The 14718-nt window shown below is 54.0% G+C and carries 15 protein-coding genes; 5 read left to right on the forward strand and 10 right to left on the reverse strand.

From position 1 onward, the window contains the following. The first annotated feature begins 105 nt into the window (after window positions 1-105). The 3 genes from mdoG to AC2CGP_RS15250 all read left to right on the forward strand — a co-directional run bounded on the left by mdoG (window position 106) and on the right by AC2CGP_RS15250 (window position 4469). Window positions 106-1659 (forward strand): glucans biosynthesis protein MdoG, encoded by a 1554-nt coding sequence (gene mdoG, locus AC2CGP_RS15240; RefSeq protein ID WP_015367217.1) that lies wholly within the window; start codon window positions 106-108, stop codon window positions 1657-1659. After that, on the forward strand, window positions 1652-4180 hold the full coding sequence (gene mdoH / locus AC2CGP_RS15245) for a glucans biosynthesis glucosyltransferase MdoH (protein ID WP_411303324.1): 2529 nt from the start codon (window positions 1652-1654) through the stop codon (window positions 4178-4180). The genes mdoG and mdoH overlap by 8 nt, the downstream gene beginning before the upstream one ends. Window positions 4181-4241: 61 nt before the next feature. Next, window positions 4242-4469 carry a YceK/YidQ family lipoprotein gene (locus AC2CGP_RS15250; RefSeq protein ID WP_015367215.1) on the forward strand — a complete coding sequence of 76 codons (228 nt, stop codon included), beginning with the start codon at window positions 4242-4244 and terminating at the stop codon, window positions 4467-4469. On the opposite strand, the gene AC2CGP_RS15255 is transcribed toward AC2CGP_RS15250, so the two are convergent. The 3 genes from AC2CGP_RS15255 to AC2CGP_RS15265 all read right to left on the reverse strand — a co-directional run bounded on the left by AC2CGP_RS15255 (window position 4470) and on the right by AC2CGP_RS15265 (window position 7292). Further along, window positions 4470-4856: a MysB family protein gene (locus tag AC2CGP_RS15255; RefSeq protein WP_015705026.1), complete on the reverse strand. Its 387-nt coding sequence runs from the start codon at window positions 4854-4856 to the stop codon at window positions 4470-4472. A 91-nt stretch (window positions 4857-4947) separates the two neighbouring features. After that, a complete protein-coding gene (mdtG, locus tag AC2CGP_RS15260) occupies window positions 4948-6198 on the reverse strand; it encodes a multidrug efflux MFS transporter MdtG (RefSeq protein ID WP_015705027.1) in 1251 nt (416 codons plus the stop codon). A 173-nt stretch (window positions 6199-6371) separates the two neighbouring features. Continuing rightward, complete coding sequence (locus tag AC2CGP_RS15265) at window positions 6372-7292, reverse strand: Kdo(2)-lipid IV(A) acyltransferase (protein ID WP_020079153.1); 921 nt, start codon at window positions 7290-7292, stop codon at window positions 6372-6374. 207 nt (window positions 7293-7499) lie between these two features. On the opposite strand from AC2CGP_RS15265, the gene trhO reads away from it, so the two are divergent. Continuing rightward, window positions 7500-8564: an oxygen-dependent tRNA uridine(34) hydroxylase TrhO gene (gene trhO, locus AC2CGP_RS15270; protein ID WP_020079152.1), complete on the forward strand. Its 1065-nt coding sequence runs from the start codon at window positions 7500-7502 to the stop codon at window positions 8562-8564. Here trhO and AC2CGP_RS15275 read toward each other — a convergent pair. From AC2CGP_RS15275 to mdtH, 7 genes are all read right to left on the reverse strand, one after another. Next, the gene (locus AC2CGP_RS15275) at window positions 8550-8663 is read right to left on the reverse strand and encodes a YceO family protein (protein WP_015367210.1); all 114 of its coding nucleotides are present in this window, start codon (window positions 8661-8663) and stop codon (window positions 8550-8552) included. The genes trhO and AC2CGP_RS15275 overlap by 15 nt on opposite strands. Before the next feature lie 58 nt (window positions 8664-8721). Continuing rightward, entirely contained in the window at window positions 8722-9840 is a 1119-nt protein-coding gene (solA, locus tag AC2CGP_RS15280; RefSeq protein ID WP_015705029.1) for an N-methyl-L-tryptophan oxidase, read from the reverse strand. Window positions 9841-9964: 124 nt separating this feature from the next. Further along, window positions 9965-10219, reverse strand: a complete 255-nt coding sequence (gene bssS, locus AC2CGP_RS15285; RefSeq protein ID WP_015367208.1) for a biofilm formation regulator BssS — start codon at window positions 10217-10219, stop codon at window positions 9965-9967. Window positions 10220-10524: 305 nt separating this feature from the next. Further along, the gene (dinI, locus tag AC2CGP_RS15290) at window positions 10525-10770 is read right to left on the reverse strand and encodes a DNA damage-inducible protein I (RefSeq protein WP_015367207.1); all 246 of its coding nucleotides are present in this window, start codon (window positions 10768-10770) and stop codon (window positions 10525-10527) included. 73 nt (window positions 10771-10843) lie between these two features. Next, window positions 10844-11890, reverse strand: coding sequence for a dihydroorotase (pyrC, locus tag AC2CGP_RS15295; RefSeq protein ID WP_015367206.1), 1047 nt, complete (start codon window positions 11888-11890; stop codon window positions 10844-10846). Window positions 11891-12020: 130 nt separating this feature from the next. Beyond that, window positions 12021-12581, reverse strand: a complete 561-nt coding sequence (locus tag AC2CGP_RS15300) for a lipoprotein (RefSeq protein ID WP_015705031.1) — start codon at window positions 12579-12581, stop codon at window positions 12021-12023. Between the two features lie 114 nt (window positions 12582-12695). Beyond that, window positions 12696-13904, reverse strand: a complete 1209-nt coding sequence (gene mdtH / locus AC2CGP_RS15305) for a multidrug efflux MFS transporter MdtH (protein ID WP_015367204.1) — start codon at window positions 13902-13904, stop codon at window positions 12696-12698. A 227-nt stretch (window positions 13905-14131) separates the two neighbouring features. Here mdtH and rimJ point away from each other — a divergent pair, with 227 nt between their 5' ends. After that, window positions 14132-14716 carry a ribosomal protein S5-alanine N-acetyltransferase gene (gene rimJ, locus AC2CGP_RS15310; protein ID WP_015367203.1) on the forward strand — a complete coding sequence of 195 codons (585 nt, stop codon included), beginning with the start codon at window positions 14132-14134 and terminating at the stop codon, window positions 14714-14716. Window positions 14717-14718: the final 2 nt, after the last annotated feature.

The raw sequence follows: 14718 nt of genomic DNA on the forward strand, positions 1-14718 counted from the left end.
CCGCTAAGCTGAACAATGCAGGGATTATGTTGTCGGATTGCCTGAGTTTCCATTAAAATAGATCGGATCGATTTAAGCACACAAAGGGGGAAGTGCTTACTTACTATGAAACATAAACCACAGATGATGAAAATGCGTTGGTTAAGCGCAGCCGTAATGTTGTCCCTGTGTACTTCATCTGCATGGGCATTCAGCATTGATGACGTAGCAAAACAGGCGAAAACGTTAGCCGGGAAAGGCTATGAAGCGCCGAAAAGTAACCTGCCCTCCGCCTTCCGCGATATGAAATACGCGGATTACCAGCAAATCCAGTTCAATCACGACAAAGCGTACTGGAATAACCTGAAAACCCCGTTCAAGCTGGAATTTTACCACCAGGGCATGTATTTCGACACGCCGGTTACTATTAATGAAGTGACCAGCACCAGCGTACGTAAAATTAAATATAGCCCGGATTATTTTAATTTTGGCAATGTGCAACACGATAAAGACACGGTGAAAGACCTTGGTTTCGCCGGTTTTAAAGTACTGTATCCGATCAATAGCAAAGACAAGAATGACGAAATCGTCAGCATGCTCGGAGCCAGCTACTTCCGCGTTCTTGGCCAGGGTCAGGTATACGGGCTTTCCGCCCGCGGCCTGGCTATCGATACCGCGCTGCCGTCAGGCGAAGAGTTTCCTCGTTTCCGCGAGTTCTGGATTGAGCGCCCGAAAGCGACCGATAAGCGTTTAACTATCTATGCGCTGTTGGATTCCCCGCGTGCGACCGGCGCCTATCGTTTTGTGGTTATGCCTGGGCGCGACACCGTGGTTGATGTGCAGTCGAAGGTTTATCTGCGCGACAAAGTCGGTAAACTCGGCGTGGCGCCGTTGACCAGTATGTTCCTGTTTGGGCCGAATCAACCGTCGCCGACGACTAACTATCGTCCGGAACTACATGATTCCAACGGTCTGTCGATTCTTGCCGGTAACGGCGAGTGGATCTGGCGTCCGCTGAATAATCCGAAACATCTGGCCGTCAGCAGCTATGCGATGGAGAACCCGCAAGGGTTTGGCCTGCTGCAGCGTGGCCGCCAGTTCTCCCGCTTTGAAGATCTCGACGATCGTTACGACCAGCGCCCGAGCGCGTGGATCACCCCGAAAGGCGACTGGGGTAAGGGTAAAGTCGAATTGGTTGAAATCCCGACCAACGATGAAACCAACGACAATATCGTCACCTACTGGACCCCGGATCAGCTGCCGGAACCAGGCAAAGAGATGAACTTCAAATACTCTATTACCTTCAGCCGCGATGAAGACAAACTGCATGCGCCAGATAGCGCTTATGTGGTGCAGACTCGCCGCTCAACCGGTGATGTGAAGCAGTCTAACCTCATTCGCCAGCCAGATGGCACTATCGCTTTCATCGTTGATTTCACCGGCGCTGACATGAAAAAAATGGCGGCGGACACGCCGGTAACGGCGCAGGCGAGCATCGGCGATAATGCCGAAATCGTGGAAAACTCCGTGCGCTATAACCCGGTTATCAAAGGTTGGCGTATGACCCTGCGCGTGAAAGTGAAAGATCCGAAGAAAACCACGGAAATGCGTGCGGCGCTGGTCAATGGCGATCAGACGCTGAGCGAAACCTGGAGCTATCAGCTGCCTGCCAATGAATAAGATAACGAATTATATCGACGCATTGCCGCTGTCGGATGCTGAAAAGGCCGCATTACCTGATGCGAGCCTGCAAGCCGTACATGAAGCGCTTGACGCAGAGCATCATCATTTTCCGCGCGATGAAGATTCCCCGTTAGGATCGGTTAAAGCGCGGCTGGAGCATAGCTGGCCGGACTCTCTGGCCGGCGATCAGCTGGTGAAAGATGATGAAGGGCGCACGCAGGTTCATGCGATGCCGAAAGCGAAACGTTCCTCGATGATCCCCGACCCGTGGCGCACCAACCCGGTAGGCCGCTTCTGGGATCGCCTGCGTGGCCGTGACGTGACTCCGCGCTATCTCTCTCGCCTCACGCAAGAAGAGCGTGAAAGCGAGCAGAAATGGCGTACCGTCGGCACCATTCGTCGCTACATTTTGCTGCTGCTGACGCTGGCGCAAACGGTAGTGGCCACCTGGTATATGAAGACCATCCTCCCTTATCAGGGCTGGGCGCTGATCAATCCATCCGATATGGTTGGCCAGGATCTGTGGGTCTCCTTCATGCAGCTACTTCCTTACGTGTTGCAGACCGGCATCCTGATCCTCTTTGCGGTACTTTTCTGCTGGGTCTCGGCCGGTTTCTGGACCGCGCTGATGGGCTTCCTGCAATTGCTGATCGGGCGTGATAAGTACAGTATTTCGGCATCCACCGTAGGCGACGAGCCGCTGAACCCAGAACACCGGACTGCGCTTATCATGCCTATCTGTAACGAAGATGTTGATCGCGTGTTTGCCGGTCTGCGCGCCACCTGGGAATCGGTGAAAGCGACGGGTAACGCTGCGCATTTTGACGTTTACGTGCTCAGCGACAGCTACGACCCGGATATTTGCGTTGCCGAGCAAAAAGCGTGGATGGAATTGATTGCCGAAGTGCAGGGTGAAGGCCAGATCTTCTATCGTCGCCGTCGTCGTCGTGTGAAGCGTAAAAGCGGCAACATCGATGATTTCTGCCGTCGCTGGGGTAGCCAGTATAGCTACATGGTGGTGCTCGACGCTGACTCAGTAATGACCGGCGAGTGCCTGAGCGGGCTGGTGCGCCTGATGGAAGCGAATCCGAATGCTGGGATCATCCAGTCTTCGCCGCGCGCTTCCGGTATGGATACCCTTTATGCGCGCTGCCAGCAGTTCGCCACCCGCGTGTACGGCCCGCTGTTTACCGCCGGGCTGCACTTCTGGCAGTTAGGTGAATCGCACTACTGGGGTCACAACGCCATTATCCGCGTGAAGCCGTTCATCGAACACTGCGCGCTGGCGCCGCTGCCGGGCGAAGGTAACTTTGCCGGCTCGATTCTTTCGCACGACTTCGTGGAAGCTGCTCTGATGCGCCGTGCGGGGTGGGGCGTTTGGATCGCCTACGATCTGCCTGGCTCCTATGAAGAGCTGCCGCCGAACCTGCTGGATGAACTGAAGCGTGACCGACGCTGGTGTCAGGGTAACCTGATGAACTTCCGCCTGTTCCTGGTGAAAGGGATGCACCCGGTACACCGTGCGGTGTTCCTGACCGGCGTCATGTCCTATCTGTCGGCGCCGCTGTGGTTTATGTTCCTCGCGCTGTCGACGGCGCTACAGGTCGTGCACGCCCTGACCGAGCCGCAATACTTCCTGCAGCCGCGTCAGCTATTCCCGGTATGGCCACAGTGGCGTCCGGAACTGGCTATCGCGCTGTTTGCTTCGACCATGGTACTGCTGTTCCTGCCAAAACTGCTGAGTATCATTCTGGTGTGGTGCAAGGGGCCGAAAGAGTACGGCGGCTTCTTCCGCGTGACGCTCTCCCTGTTGCTGGAGGTACTGTTCTCGGTGCTGCTGGCTCCGGTGCGCATGCTGTTCCATACCGTGTTCGTGGTCAGCGCGTTCCTCGGTTGGGAGGTAGTGTGGAACTCACCGCAGCGCGATGATGACTCAACACCGTGGGGCGAGGCCTTTATGCGTCACGGTTCGCAGCTACTGCTGGGGCTGGTATGGGCGGTTGGCATGGCGTGGCTGGATCTGCGTTTCCTGTTCTGGCTGGCGCCTATCGTCGTGTCGCTGATCCTCTCTCCGTTTGTCTCGGCGATTTCCAGCCGCGCGACGGTAGGTCTGCGCACTAAACGCTGGAAATTGTTCCTGATCCCGGAAGAGTATTCGCCGCCGCAGGTACTGAAAGATACCGATGCTTACCTGACTTTGAACCGTCAGCGTTCGCTGGGCGATGGCTTTATGCACGCGGTGTTTAACCCATCGTTCAACGCTCTGGCGACGGCAATGGCTACGGCGCGTCACCGCCACGGCCATATTCTGGATATCGCCCGTGAACGCCACGTTGAGCAGGCGCTGAATGAAACGCCTGATAAACTCAACCGCGATCGTCGGTTGGTGCTGTTAAGCGATCCGGTAACGATGTCGCGTCTGCACTATCGCGTGTGGAACGCTCCGGAGAAATACTCCTCCTGGGTGGGGGCGTATCAGCAGCTCACGCTGAACCCGCTGGCCTTGAAAACGAAGTAAGCCGTACGTTAAGGAAAATACCGGCAATTGTGCCGGTATTTTTTTGCCTGAGAGGAAGTGAATGAGAATATTTGTGCTTATCGCCATGACGCTGGTACTCAGCGGCTGCGGCAGCATTATTAGCCGTACGGTACCGGGGCAGGGCCATGGCAACCAATATTACCCCGGTGTACAGTGGGATGTTCGTGATTCAGCCTGGCGCTATCTGACCATTCTCGATCTGCCATTCTCGCTGGTATTTGATACGCTGTTGCTACCGCTAGACGCCAGCCACGGCCCCTATGAGTAATTAACGCTCGTCCCACTCATCGGCTGCGGTCTGCCCCTCTTCGGTATCCAGGGAAGGCTCCAGCTGAAACTCGCCTTCATCCCATTCGTGTAGCGTATTTTCTTCCACCCATTCCTGGCGTAGCTCGATTTCGTCATAATCGCCGTCAAATACGCTCTGTGCCGCTTCGCCACTGAGCATGGCCAGGCACTCGCCTTCTTCATCTTCGCTGGCGAAGAATTCAGCCCGCCAGGCGATATCGCCATCCTGGAGAATATACTTCTGCATATTGAACTGTTCGATGTTGGCAGTTTCTTCATCGCTGTCGGGATTATCGGCCAAAAACTCTTCCCGGGCGGCGTCGATGGCCTCTTCGAGCGTGGCGTAGAAAACTGATTCCGTTGACATAGCTAACCCCCTAAGAAGAATGAAAAAGGAACACGTTTCAATCTATAGAAGGCGGTTAGTCTGGCGTCAAGGCAGAGAAGCGCTGAAGCGCTTAATTTACCGAACGTTTACCCGAGCCCCCGTCATCCGCTGAAGCGTCGTGCCGTGGGCGGCGCAGACTGATGGTCGAGTAAAAAGCGTTAAACAGGACGACACAGGCGGTGACGAGGAACACGGCGCGGAAGCCGTAGTTGGCCGAGACCGAGGCGCCGATTAACGGGCCGGTGACGTTGCCGATATCGCGAAACGACTGGTTATAGCTGAAGATACGTCCCGAAATCTGGCTGGTGGAGTTGTACACCAGCAGGGTTTGTACGGCGGGTAACAGCGCGCCGTCTGCGGCGCCGAGCAAAAAGCGCAGAATGCCTAGCTGTAGCGGCGTCTGAACGAATGACATCGGGATCAGTAATAGCACAGAGATAACCAGAGCAACTATCAGGATCTTTTCCGGCCCAATGCGATCGCCGAGCTTGCCTAAACGTGGCGCGCTCAATAGGGCGGCAATGCCGGGTACGGAAGCAATCATGCCGCTAATAAAGGCGATATTACTGACGTTACCAGCCAGGTCGCGCACGTAGAGCGTCAGGATCGGCGCAATGGAGCCGGTAGCGACCTGGATAATCAATGAGGTGACGAACAAGCTCAGCACCAGTTTAGGATTCTTAAGCGAACCGAAAACGTCCCTGGCATTGAGCATCTCTTTTTTGTTCACCGGAACAAAGTTTTCGCGGATTAAAAACAGGGTGAACAGGAAGCAGATAAACAGCACCGTGGCGGTCATAAAGAAGACGGTGCGCAACCCCCAGTGGTCGGCAAGGAAACCGCCAGCCAGCGGGCCGAGCAGGGCGCCGCTTACCGCGCCGGTTGAAAGCGTTCCTAGCGCCCAGCCGCTTTTCTGACGGGGGATCTGGGTGGCGATCAGCGCATTGGCATTGGGAATAAACCCGCCCAGTAAACCCAGCAGCGCGCGCAGGATCAGGAATTGCCAAATGTTCTGCGCCATGCCCATCAGCATCATGACGATAGCCATCCCCAGCGCCGAACGCAGCAGCATAATCTTACGCCCTTTACGGTCGGCTAATCCGCCCCAGAACGGCGAGGCAACGGCGGAAAAGAGGAAGGTTATGCTAAAGACCAGCCCTGACCACATATTCAGCGCGCTATGGCCGGTGACGCCCAACTGTTCGACGTAGAGCGGCAAAAAAGGCATCACGAGGCTAAAGGCGGCGCCGGTTAAAAAGCAGCCAAGCCAGGTGACGGTAAGATTTCTTTTCCAGTTAATAGGTGTATCAGCAGACGACATAAGGTCTCACTGGCCCGCGGCGCGGGTCAAAATAAAGGAAAATATGAGCCTGCTAATTATGCGCCTGAGAAATGGTTGTCGCAATGGAGCATAGCTTTTAAAGCTAAAGGAGTATTTAAGAGGACTGGCGGTAGAATTTATCCGGGCAGAGAACCGCCCGGATAGTGAGTCAATCAGTAGCGCGAAGGCACGCCTTCCGGACGGGTTTTAAAGCGGCGATGCAGCCACATATATTGCTCTGGCGCCATCAAAATGCACTGTTCGACGATTTTGTTCATCCACGCGGCGGTGGTTTCTGCGTTTTCCAGAGGCGGATCGCATTCCGGCGGCAGCATGATGAGCTCATAGCCTTTGCCATTCGGTTTGCGCCGTGGGACGAATGGCACAATGCACGCTTTAGACATTTTCGCCAGCATCCAGGTCCCGGAAGTGGTGGCGGCCTGCTCGACGGCGAACAGGGGGGCGAAGACGCTGGCGGTCGGGCCGTAGTCATGGTCCGGGGCATACCAGACCACTTCGCCTTTTTTCAGCGCGCGGATCATGCCTTTGAGATCTTTACGGTCAATCATATCTTTGTTGGAACGCAGGCGGCCCCAGGTCTGCAGCCAGTCGATAACCGGGTTGTCATTCGGGCGATAGACGCCGATACCGGGTTGATTCATGCCGAACATGCGCGCACCCATTTCCAGCGTCAGGAAATGAATGCCAATCAGCAGGATGCCGCGGTTTTGTGCCTGCACGTCGCGGACATGTTCAAAGCCGATGGTGTCTGTCCAGCGCGAAATGCGTCGGGTTGGCCAGAACCATGCCATCCCGGTTTCCATCAGGCCCATGCCGACGGACTCGAAGTTTTGAACTACCAGTTGATGACGCTCCTGCTCGCTCTTCTCAGGAAAGCAGAGCTCAAGATTACGATAAGCGATTTTTGCGCGGCGTTTCATAAAACGCATCGCCAGACGACCAATGGCATTACCGAGACGGTAGATAACCGGATAAGGGAGTTGGACAACTAACCACAACAGGCCTATGCCCAGCCAAAGCAGCCAGTAGCGCGGATGGAGCAGCGCGGCGGAAAATTTCGGTAAATGGGTCATTTCATACCTGTCTGATTAAACAACGCGTTCTATTATCGCATTTTTTTCCGCTACCGCCAAAAGCAGTCTCCGGCTGAAGCCGATTGTTAACGGCTGAAAACCGCGTGGATGAAATGTAGCGTAAAATGTAGGGATGTAAATTAACGGTGTTTGCTATATGATGCCCGCCGTTTATTTTACTCATTTCCTATGTCGAGCAGGTACACCATGCCAGTGTTACACAACCGCATTTCAAATGAGACGTTAAAGGCGCAGATGCTGGCTGAGACCGAGCCGCGCACGACGATCTCGTTCTATAAATATTTCACTATCGTTGACCCGAAAGCGACCCGCGACGCTCTGTGGCTGGCGTTGACTAAGCTGAACGTCTTTGGCCGCATCTATCTGGCCCATGAAGGTATCAATGCGCAGATCAGCGTGCCGGAAAGCAAGGTCGCAGCGCTGCGTGAATTTCTCGATAGCTTCGATCCGGCGCTAAAGGGGTTACGTCTGAACATCGCGCTGGATGATGACGGTAAATCCTTTTGGGTCCTGCGCCTCAAGGTCCGCGACCGCATTGTGGCCGACGGTATTAATGACCCAACCTTTGATCCCTCTGATGTGGGCGAGTATCTGAAAGCGGCGGAAGTGAACGCGATGCTGGACGATCCGGACGCGGTATTCATCGATATGCGTAACCATTATGAGTACGAAGTCGGTCATTTTGAGAACGCGATGGAAATTCCGGCGGATACCTTCCGCGATCAATTGCCGAAAGCGGTTGAGATGATGCAGGAGTACAAAGACAAGAAGATTGTCATGTACTGTACCGGCGGTATTCGCTGTGAGAAAGCCAGCGCCTGGATGAAGCATAGCGGTTTCAATAAGGTGTGGCACATCGAAGGCGGGATTATCGAGTATGCGCGCCGCGCCCGTGAACAGGGATTGCCGGTACGCTTTATCGGTAAGAACTTTGTCTTTGACGAAAGAATGGGCGAGCGTATTTCTGATGATGTGATTGCCCACTGCCATCAATGCGGCGCACCATGCGACAGCCACACCAATTGCCTGAACGACGGCTGCCATTTGCTGTTTATTCAGTGTCCGGCTTGTGCCGAGAAATTTGCCGGTTGCTGCAGCGAAGCCTGTATGGAAGAGCATAAACTGCCGGAAGAGGAGCAGCGCAAACTGCGGGCGGGGCGAGAGAATGGCAATAAGATTTTTAATAAATCCCGTGGTCGTCTTAATACCAAATTAGGTATCCCGGATCCCGACCCGTCAGTAAAACCATAACCAGATGAGGTCGATTACTGCTAGCAGCAGCCACAGCGCGAGATAAATCATAAAGTGCTCGCGCACATTGTTGACTAACCAGTGATACAGGCGACGCATAAACGTTCTCAATCAATAAACGGCCTCCATTGAGGCCGTTTCGTTTTATGGCTGGCTATTATTGTGAAAATCGCGCCAGCGAGAAGGGAGTCAAATCAAACTCCGTCGTTTCACCTTGCGCAAATTGCGTCGCAATTTCGCCAAGTACCGGGGCAAATTTGAAACCGTGGCCGCTTAAACCGGTAATGAGTAATGTGTTGTCGTGACCGGGAAGCGTATCAATGATGAAATCTTCATCTACCGTATTATCGTACGTACAGGAGGCGCCGTGCAGGCAGCCGCCAATTCCGGGCAGCACGTTGCGCAGGAAGTTGAACGACTCAGACCCATCGCTGGCGACAGCGCCAAACGGTTTCCGCTCGCCCGGTTCGGAAATCAGCTGGCCGCCATTGTGTTTGCCGATCTTCAATTCGTTGTCTTCCGCCGGGAAGCCATAATACTGATCGCCATTCGGTAGTTCGCCGGTGAAAGCAGGGAAGTTATTTTTCGTGCTATAGCGACCATCGGCCTGGAACCAGGCGAAGACTTTACGTACCGGTTGAATGGGCAGTTCCGGCAATAATTTCGTTACCCAGGTTCCGGCGCTGATCAGCAGTTTTTTGCCATTGTAACTGCCGTCAGCGGTATCGATGGTCACGCCATCGGCATGATGATGGATCGCGGTCACCGGACAGTTGAAGAGCTGGGCACAACCCGCCTCACGCGCCAGCCGGATCCAGGTTTCAACCGCCAGTTCGCTGCGTAACACGCCGGAAGCCGGCTCAAAAATTGCCCGATAATCTTGTGGGATACGGATCTCCGGCCAACGCTTCATGACAGCTTCAGCGTCCAGTTCCTCTACGTTAAGCTTAAACTGACGCGCGCTGTGGGCAACGTTATTGAGAAAATCGGAGCTGGCGGGGCCCAGGTTAATGACGCCGGTTTTTTCGAATACGGCCTCGCCGCTGTCTTGCGCGAATTCGTCCCATAGCTGCTGGGCACGTAGCACCAACGGTACGTATTTTTCGCCCTCGCCATAAGCGTGACGAATCAGACGCGTGTTGCCATGGTGGCTGCCTTCCTGATGCGGCGGTTTGTGGGCATCGGTCATCAGGACATTCAGACCGGCGCGGCGGGCGTAATAGCCAGCGGCAGCGCCAACGGAGCCGCTACCGATAATGATGAGGTCGTATTGCATGGTGAGTTCCGGGTTATTGTTTTATTAGCAGGGTAATTAACATCTGCCGGATGTACAAGCGCGAAAAATAATTCAGGCACCCGCAGGTGCCTGTTCAGTGAATATTTAGACATCATCGGTGATGCTAATGTCTGCGATACTCATTTGCCTGGTAATCGCCAGATTCTATCTTCGCTATTCCTGCTTCCAGAATAGAAATAAACTGACGTGCGACGTCCGTCGTTAGCCATAGCGTCTGGCCAATTTCTGCTTCTTTATCGCTTTCTTGGGTGGGGTTTTGGTAGTGCAGGCGCAACATCAGCGCATCGTAGCTATCAACGGTGCTGATGTCCCATCCGACGAGGGGATGGGTCTGGATGACTTCATTATTCTTTTCCATCATAACCCCTTATTCATATGTTAAAAGACAACAATTCTCGAGGTTTAATGCTTGTTTTCTGAAGCAGGTTAATTATATCAGCAGTTAAGTACAAACTCGAGAAAATAAATAAATAGCGACAAATTTTGCGCTGATTGGCGGTTTTTTGCGCGAGTTTCGTCCTGGGTCTCATTATTTTTTAAGGAATTTATCAGGATATTAAGGAAAGTCTTAGTTGTGAGCGGAGATAAAAAAGCCGGGGCGACCCGGCAAAAAAAAAGCACAATGAGGGAGCAAATTGATTTTGCGTAAGCAGACCCGGAGGCTTAGTCGTGGATAAACCAGTCGTCGGCGCTTTCCCAGGTTTCCTGCAGGATTTCGCTAATCCGGTCTTTGTCTTCTTTCAGGCCACCGATGACAGATAAATTATTGCCGGCGGCATAACGTACCGTGACCTGGTTTTCACGTTCCGGGTAATAGTGAGCGATACGCTTAGCGAGTTCGTTATTCAGCGCTTCCAGCGCGCCGTTGGGTAAGGCTGTGGTTTTGGCAATTGACACTTCGATGCGCATAATGGCCCCCTGGGTAATATACTGGTTATTTATACAGTAACGCTTGCACATTTACAACAGGGGGCAAAAAACTTTATTTTTTCATCGTCCAGCGCACGGTTTCGCCGGCCAGGAACGGTATCAGCGTATCGCCAGGAAGGGCGATGCTTTCGGCGACGGTACTCTCTTCGCGTACCAGTTCAACGTAGCTTTCATTCACCGGCAGGCCGTAGAAACGCGGGCCATTCAACGAGCAGAAAGCCTCAAAATGTTCCAGCGCATTCATCTCTTCAAAGACGGTGGCGTAACTACCAAGCGCGGTCGGGGCATTGAAACAGCCCGCACAGCCGCAACTGGCCTCTTTACGGTGGCGTGCATGCGGAGCGGAGTCGGTGCCGAGGAACGCGCGACTGAACCCGCTGGCGACCAGTTCACGCAGCGCCTGCTGGTGGATATTGCGCTTGAGGATCGGCAGGCAATATAGATGCGGGCGAATACCGCCAACCAGCATATGGTTGCGGTTAAACATCAGATGCTGCGGCGTGATGGTGGCGGCCAGCAGTTCGTTGCCGTCGCGCACGTATTCAGCGGCATCTTTGGTGGTGATATGTTCGAAGACCACTTTTAACCCCTGCAGCCGTTTGCGCAGCGGTTCCATCACCGTCTCAATAAAGCGCGCTTCGCGATCGAAGATATCGATATCAGCATGGGTAACTTCGCCGTGTACCAGTAGCGGCATGCCCAGTTTTTCCATCCGTTCCAGCACCGGCATAATGGCATCGGTGCTGGTCACGCCGTGACTGGAGTTGGTGGTGGCGTTTGCCGGGTAGAGTTTGGCTGCGGTAAATACGCCTTCACGGAATCCGCGCTCCAGTTCGTCCGGATCGAGCGTGTCGGTCAGGTAGCAGGTCATCAGCGGAGTGAAATCATGCCCGGCGGGAATCGCATCGATGATGCGCTGGCGGTAAGCAATGGCAGCAGCGACGGTCGTTACTGGCGGTACCAGATTCGGCATCACGATCGCCCGGCCATAAAACTCACTGGTGTAAGGCACGACGGTTTGCAACATATCATCATCGCGTAGATGGATATGCCAATCGTCAGGGCGGCGGATTTTCAATACCTGGGGTTGTGCTGTCATGGAAGGCTCCGGCTAATTGGTTCAGTCATCAGGGCTGTTTTTTGCCGGGCACTAAGGATAAGCGTAAACGTTTTCCTTTGCACTCATTTCCGTAAAAAATTAAGGGCGCCATATTCAGCGCCCTTATTGTTTAATCAGTGAAGGGGATGATTATCTCGCCCGGTTTCACTTCAATGCCTTTAGCGTATTTCTTAGCCAGGGCTTCGCCGGTGCTGGCATCTTCACGCAGAACGTAGGCTGGTTGCTGATTGAAATAGCTGCGCAGCGACTGATTCAGATAAGGGATCAGCGTCTGTACCACGGAGGTGAGCTTTTCCGGCTTAACTTTCGCATCGACGACTTCCATTTCACGCAGATAAATCGCGCCTTGCTCTTTATTGAACACCGGCAGCGCTTTGAGCTTCAGGTCGATGGTCGCTTTCTGATTGCCAAACAGCGAATTCAGATCCAGATTAGCGGTTCCGCTCAACGACACCTTGTTCGGCTCTTCACGACCAATGGCGCTGGTCAGGTTTTGCAGCTCAATGTGCGCATCCGCTACGCCAGGCAGGCCGATATCTTTAGCGAAGTGATTACGTTTCTGCAGCGCCTGGTTAATCTCCTGCTCGCTAACGGAGTATTGCGTAAGCTGGTTACATCCGCTCAGAAGGCCGCTGACAATCAGCGCGGCCGCGATCAACATCTTTTTCATTGGGTTCCTTAACGTCATGCCATAGCTAATCCTGACACAAAGCAGCATGGTCTGCTAGCCCCGCTTGTACTAGCGGAAAATGCTGAAAAAAAGGATTACCACTTTGGCTGATTGTCAGGTGCGCGGTTCCAGCATGCCGGAAGCCGACCGTTTCTGGCTAAACTGCCACCATAGCGCAATGAAAGTTGCAAAGCCGATAATGCCCAGCATCAGCCACGGTAGTTCAGGTTGATTAAGCACTTTACCTGCATCAAACAGCCAGCCGCCGCCGGCATACCCCAGCGCGCCGCCAAATGCCAGACCAAGGCGGCTGAAACCCATATAGCTGCCGCGAGCGCGGGCATCAGCCAGTGAAGCGCCCAGCGTTTCGCGCGCAGGTTCGGCAATGATCGAGCCGATATAGAAAATACAGATTAAGGTAAACAGCTGCTGTAGCGTGCTGGTTAAGCCAATCGGCAGCATCGCCGCCGTCATCACCAGCAAACCCGCCATCAGACGATGCTCGAGGCGAAAACGTTTCTCGCTCCAACGGGCGATGGGATACAGCAGCGTCAGGGAGATTGTCGCCTCGATGGCATACATCCATTTCACCGCCGCCGGAGAGCCCGCAATATCGTTAACCATAATCGGCAGCATGAGCATCACCTGCACGGCCAGCATGTAGTAACCGGTCAGGGTCAACACGTAAGTGACAAAGCGCTTATCGCGTAACACCAGCCCCAGTCCTTCGCGGATCGGTGTTTTGACCGTCGAGAGTTTCCATGCCGGCAGATACCAGGCGTTAAATGCGGCACAGGCAATAAAGAGCGCTGCCCCTGCGCTGCACACCAGACGGAAATCGTACTGTAATAGCCAACTGCCGAGCAGGGCGCCGATGACCGCGCCGGCGCTATCTTGCATCATCAGGATAGAGAAGAAGCGACCACGTTGATGCGGGCGCACCAGTTTGACCACCAGCGCCGCTCGCGGCGGGTCGAACAGGGTGCCGCCGAGACCGGACAAAATGCATGAGAGCCAGAGCACCCAGGGCTCATGGGCGACGGCCATCGCCGCGAAACCGCCGGCGCGCATCAGCATGCCGGTGACGATCATCGGTTTGGCGCCGAAACGATCGGCAATCGCCCCACCGAAGATGCCTAAACCTTGTTGCACCAGCTGACGTAGACCGAGGGCGATACCGACCATCAGCGCCGCCCAACCCATTTGGTCGACAAAACGGATCGATATCAGTGGGAATACGACAAAAAAGCCGAGCACAACCAGCATGTTATCGACTAACAGGAAATATTTACCCAGGCTCCTTGCCTGCGATACGCGGGACATTTCCCCTCCAGGGAAAAAGAAAGATAAGCTTAGATATTCTGCGGGGGCGGCGGTTATTTTCCCAGCATACTGGCGACAATATTTTTTTATCAAAAAGCAAGATCGATTGAGCCTATTCATCGAAAAATGGAGATGGTGCAGAAAATGGTATGTTGCTGTTTTCCCACCTTCACTCAGGGAAGGTATAGTGAAAGATATTAGTTTGGGGCAGGGAACAGGAGTGAGGAATGTTTGGCTATCGCAGTAACGTACCCAAGGTGCGTTTGACGACGGACCGGCTGGTGGTGCGGCTGGTTCACGATCGTGACGCCTGGCGTCTGGCCGATTATTACGCGGAAAACAAGGGGTTCCTGAAACCCTGGGAGCCGGTGCGCGATGAAAGCCACTGTTATCCTTCCGGCTGGCAGGCGCGATTATCGATGATTACGGAGTTTCATAAACAGGGTTCGGCCTTTTATTTCGCGCTACTCGATCCTGATGAGAAAGAGATTATTGGCGTAGCGAATTTCTCAAATGTGGTGCGTGGTTCATTTCATGCCTGTTATCTCGGCTATTCCATTGGTGAAAAGTGGCAAGGGCAGGGGCTGATGTTTGAAGCGCTGACCGCGGCGATTCGCTATATGCAACGTACGCAGCATATTCACCGTATCATGGCCAACTATATGCCGCATAACAAACGCAGCGGCGATCTGCTTGCCCGGCTCGGGTTCGAAAAAGAGGGTTACGCAAAGGACTACCTCCTCATTGATGGGCAATGGCGAGACCACGTATTGACGGCGTTAACGGCCACTGACTGGACACCAGGGCGCTAAGG

It is taken from the genome of Klebsiella sp. SYXHC3, assembly GCF_057196925.1.

Excerpts from the sequence above, each read along its gene's own strand:
- AC2CGP_RS15255 (WP_015705026.1), bottom strand. The coding sequence starts at position 4,856 with ATGTCAACGGAATCAGTTTTCTACGCCACGCTCGAAGAGGCCATCGAC.
- pyrC (WP_015367206.1), bottom strand. The coding sequence starts at position 11,890 with ATGACAGCACAACCCCAGGTATTGAAAATCCGCCGCCCTGACGATTGG.
- rimJ (WP_015367203.1), top strand. The coding sequence starts at position 14,132 with ATGTTTGGCTATCGCAGTAACGTACCCAAGGTGCGTTTGACGACGGAC.
- AC2CGP_RS15265 (WP_020079153.1), bottom strand. The coding sequence starts at position 7,292 with ATGACCCATTTACCGAAATTTTCCGCCGCGCTGCTCCATCCGCGCTAC.
- mdtH (WP_015367204.1), bottom strand. The coding sequence starts at position 13,904 with ATGTCCCGCGTATCGCAGGCAAGGAGCCTGGGTAAATATTTCCTGTTA.
- trhO (WP_020079152.1), top strand. The coding sequence starts at position 7,500 with ATGCCAGTGTTACACAACCGCATTTCAAATGAGACGTTAAAGGCGCAG.
- mdtG (WP_015705027.1), bottom strand. The coding sequence starts at position 6,198 with ATGTCGTCTGCTGATACACCTATTAACTGGAAAAGAAATCTTACCGTC.
- solA (WP_015705029.1), bottom strand. The coding sequence starts at position 9,840 with ATGCAATACGACCTCATCATTATCGGTAGCGGCTCCGTTGGCGCTGCC.
- bssS (WP_015367208.1), bottom strand. The coding sequence starts at position 10,219 with ATGGAAAAGAATAATGAAGTCATCCAGACCCATCCCCTCGTCGGATGG.
- mdoH (WP_411303324.1), top strand. The coding sequence starts at position 1,652 with ATGAATAAGATAACGAATTATATCGACGCATTGCCGCTGTCGGATGCT.
- mdoG (WP_015367217.1), top strand. The coding sequence starts at position 106 with ATGAAACATAAACCACAGATGATGAAAATGCGTTGGTTAAGCGCAGCC.
- AC2CGP_RS15275 (WP_015367210.1), bottom strand. The coding sequence starts at position 8,663 with ATGCGTCGCCTGTATCACTGGTTAGTCAACAATGTGCGCGAGCACTTT.
- AC2CGP_RS15300 (WP_015705031.1), bottom strand. The coding sequence starts at position 12,581 with ATGAAAAAGATGTTGATCGCGGCCGCGCTGATTGTCAGCGGCCTTCTG.
- dinI (WP_015367207.1), bottom strand. The coding sequence starts at position 10,770 with ATGCGCATCGAAGTGTCAATTGCCAAAACCACAGCCTTACCCAACGGC.
- AC2CGP_RS15250 (WP_015367215.1), top strand. The coding sequence starts at position 4,242 with ATGAGAATATTTGTGCTTATCGCCATGACGCTGGTACTCAGCGGCTGC.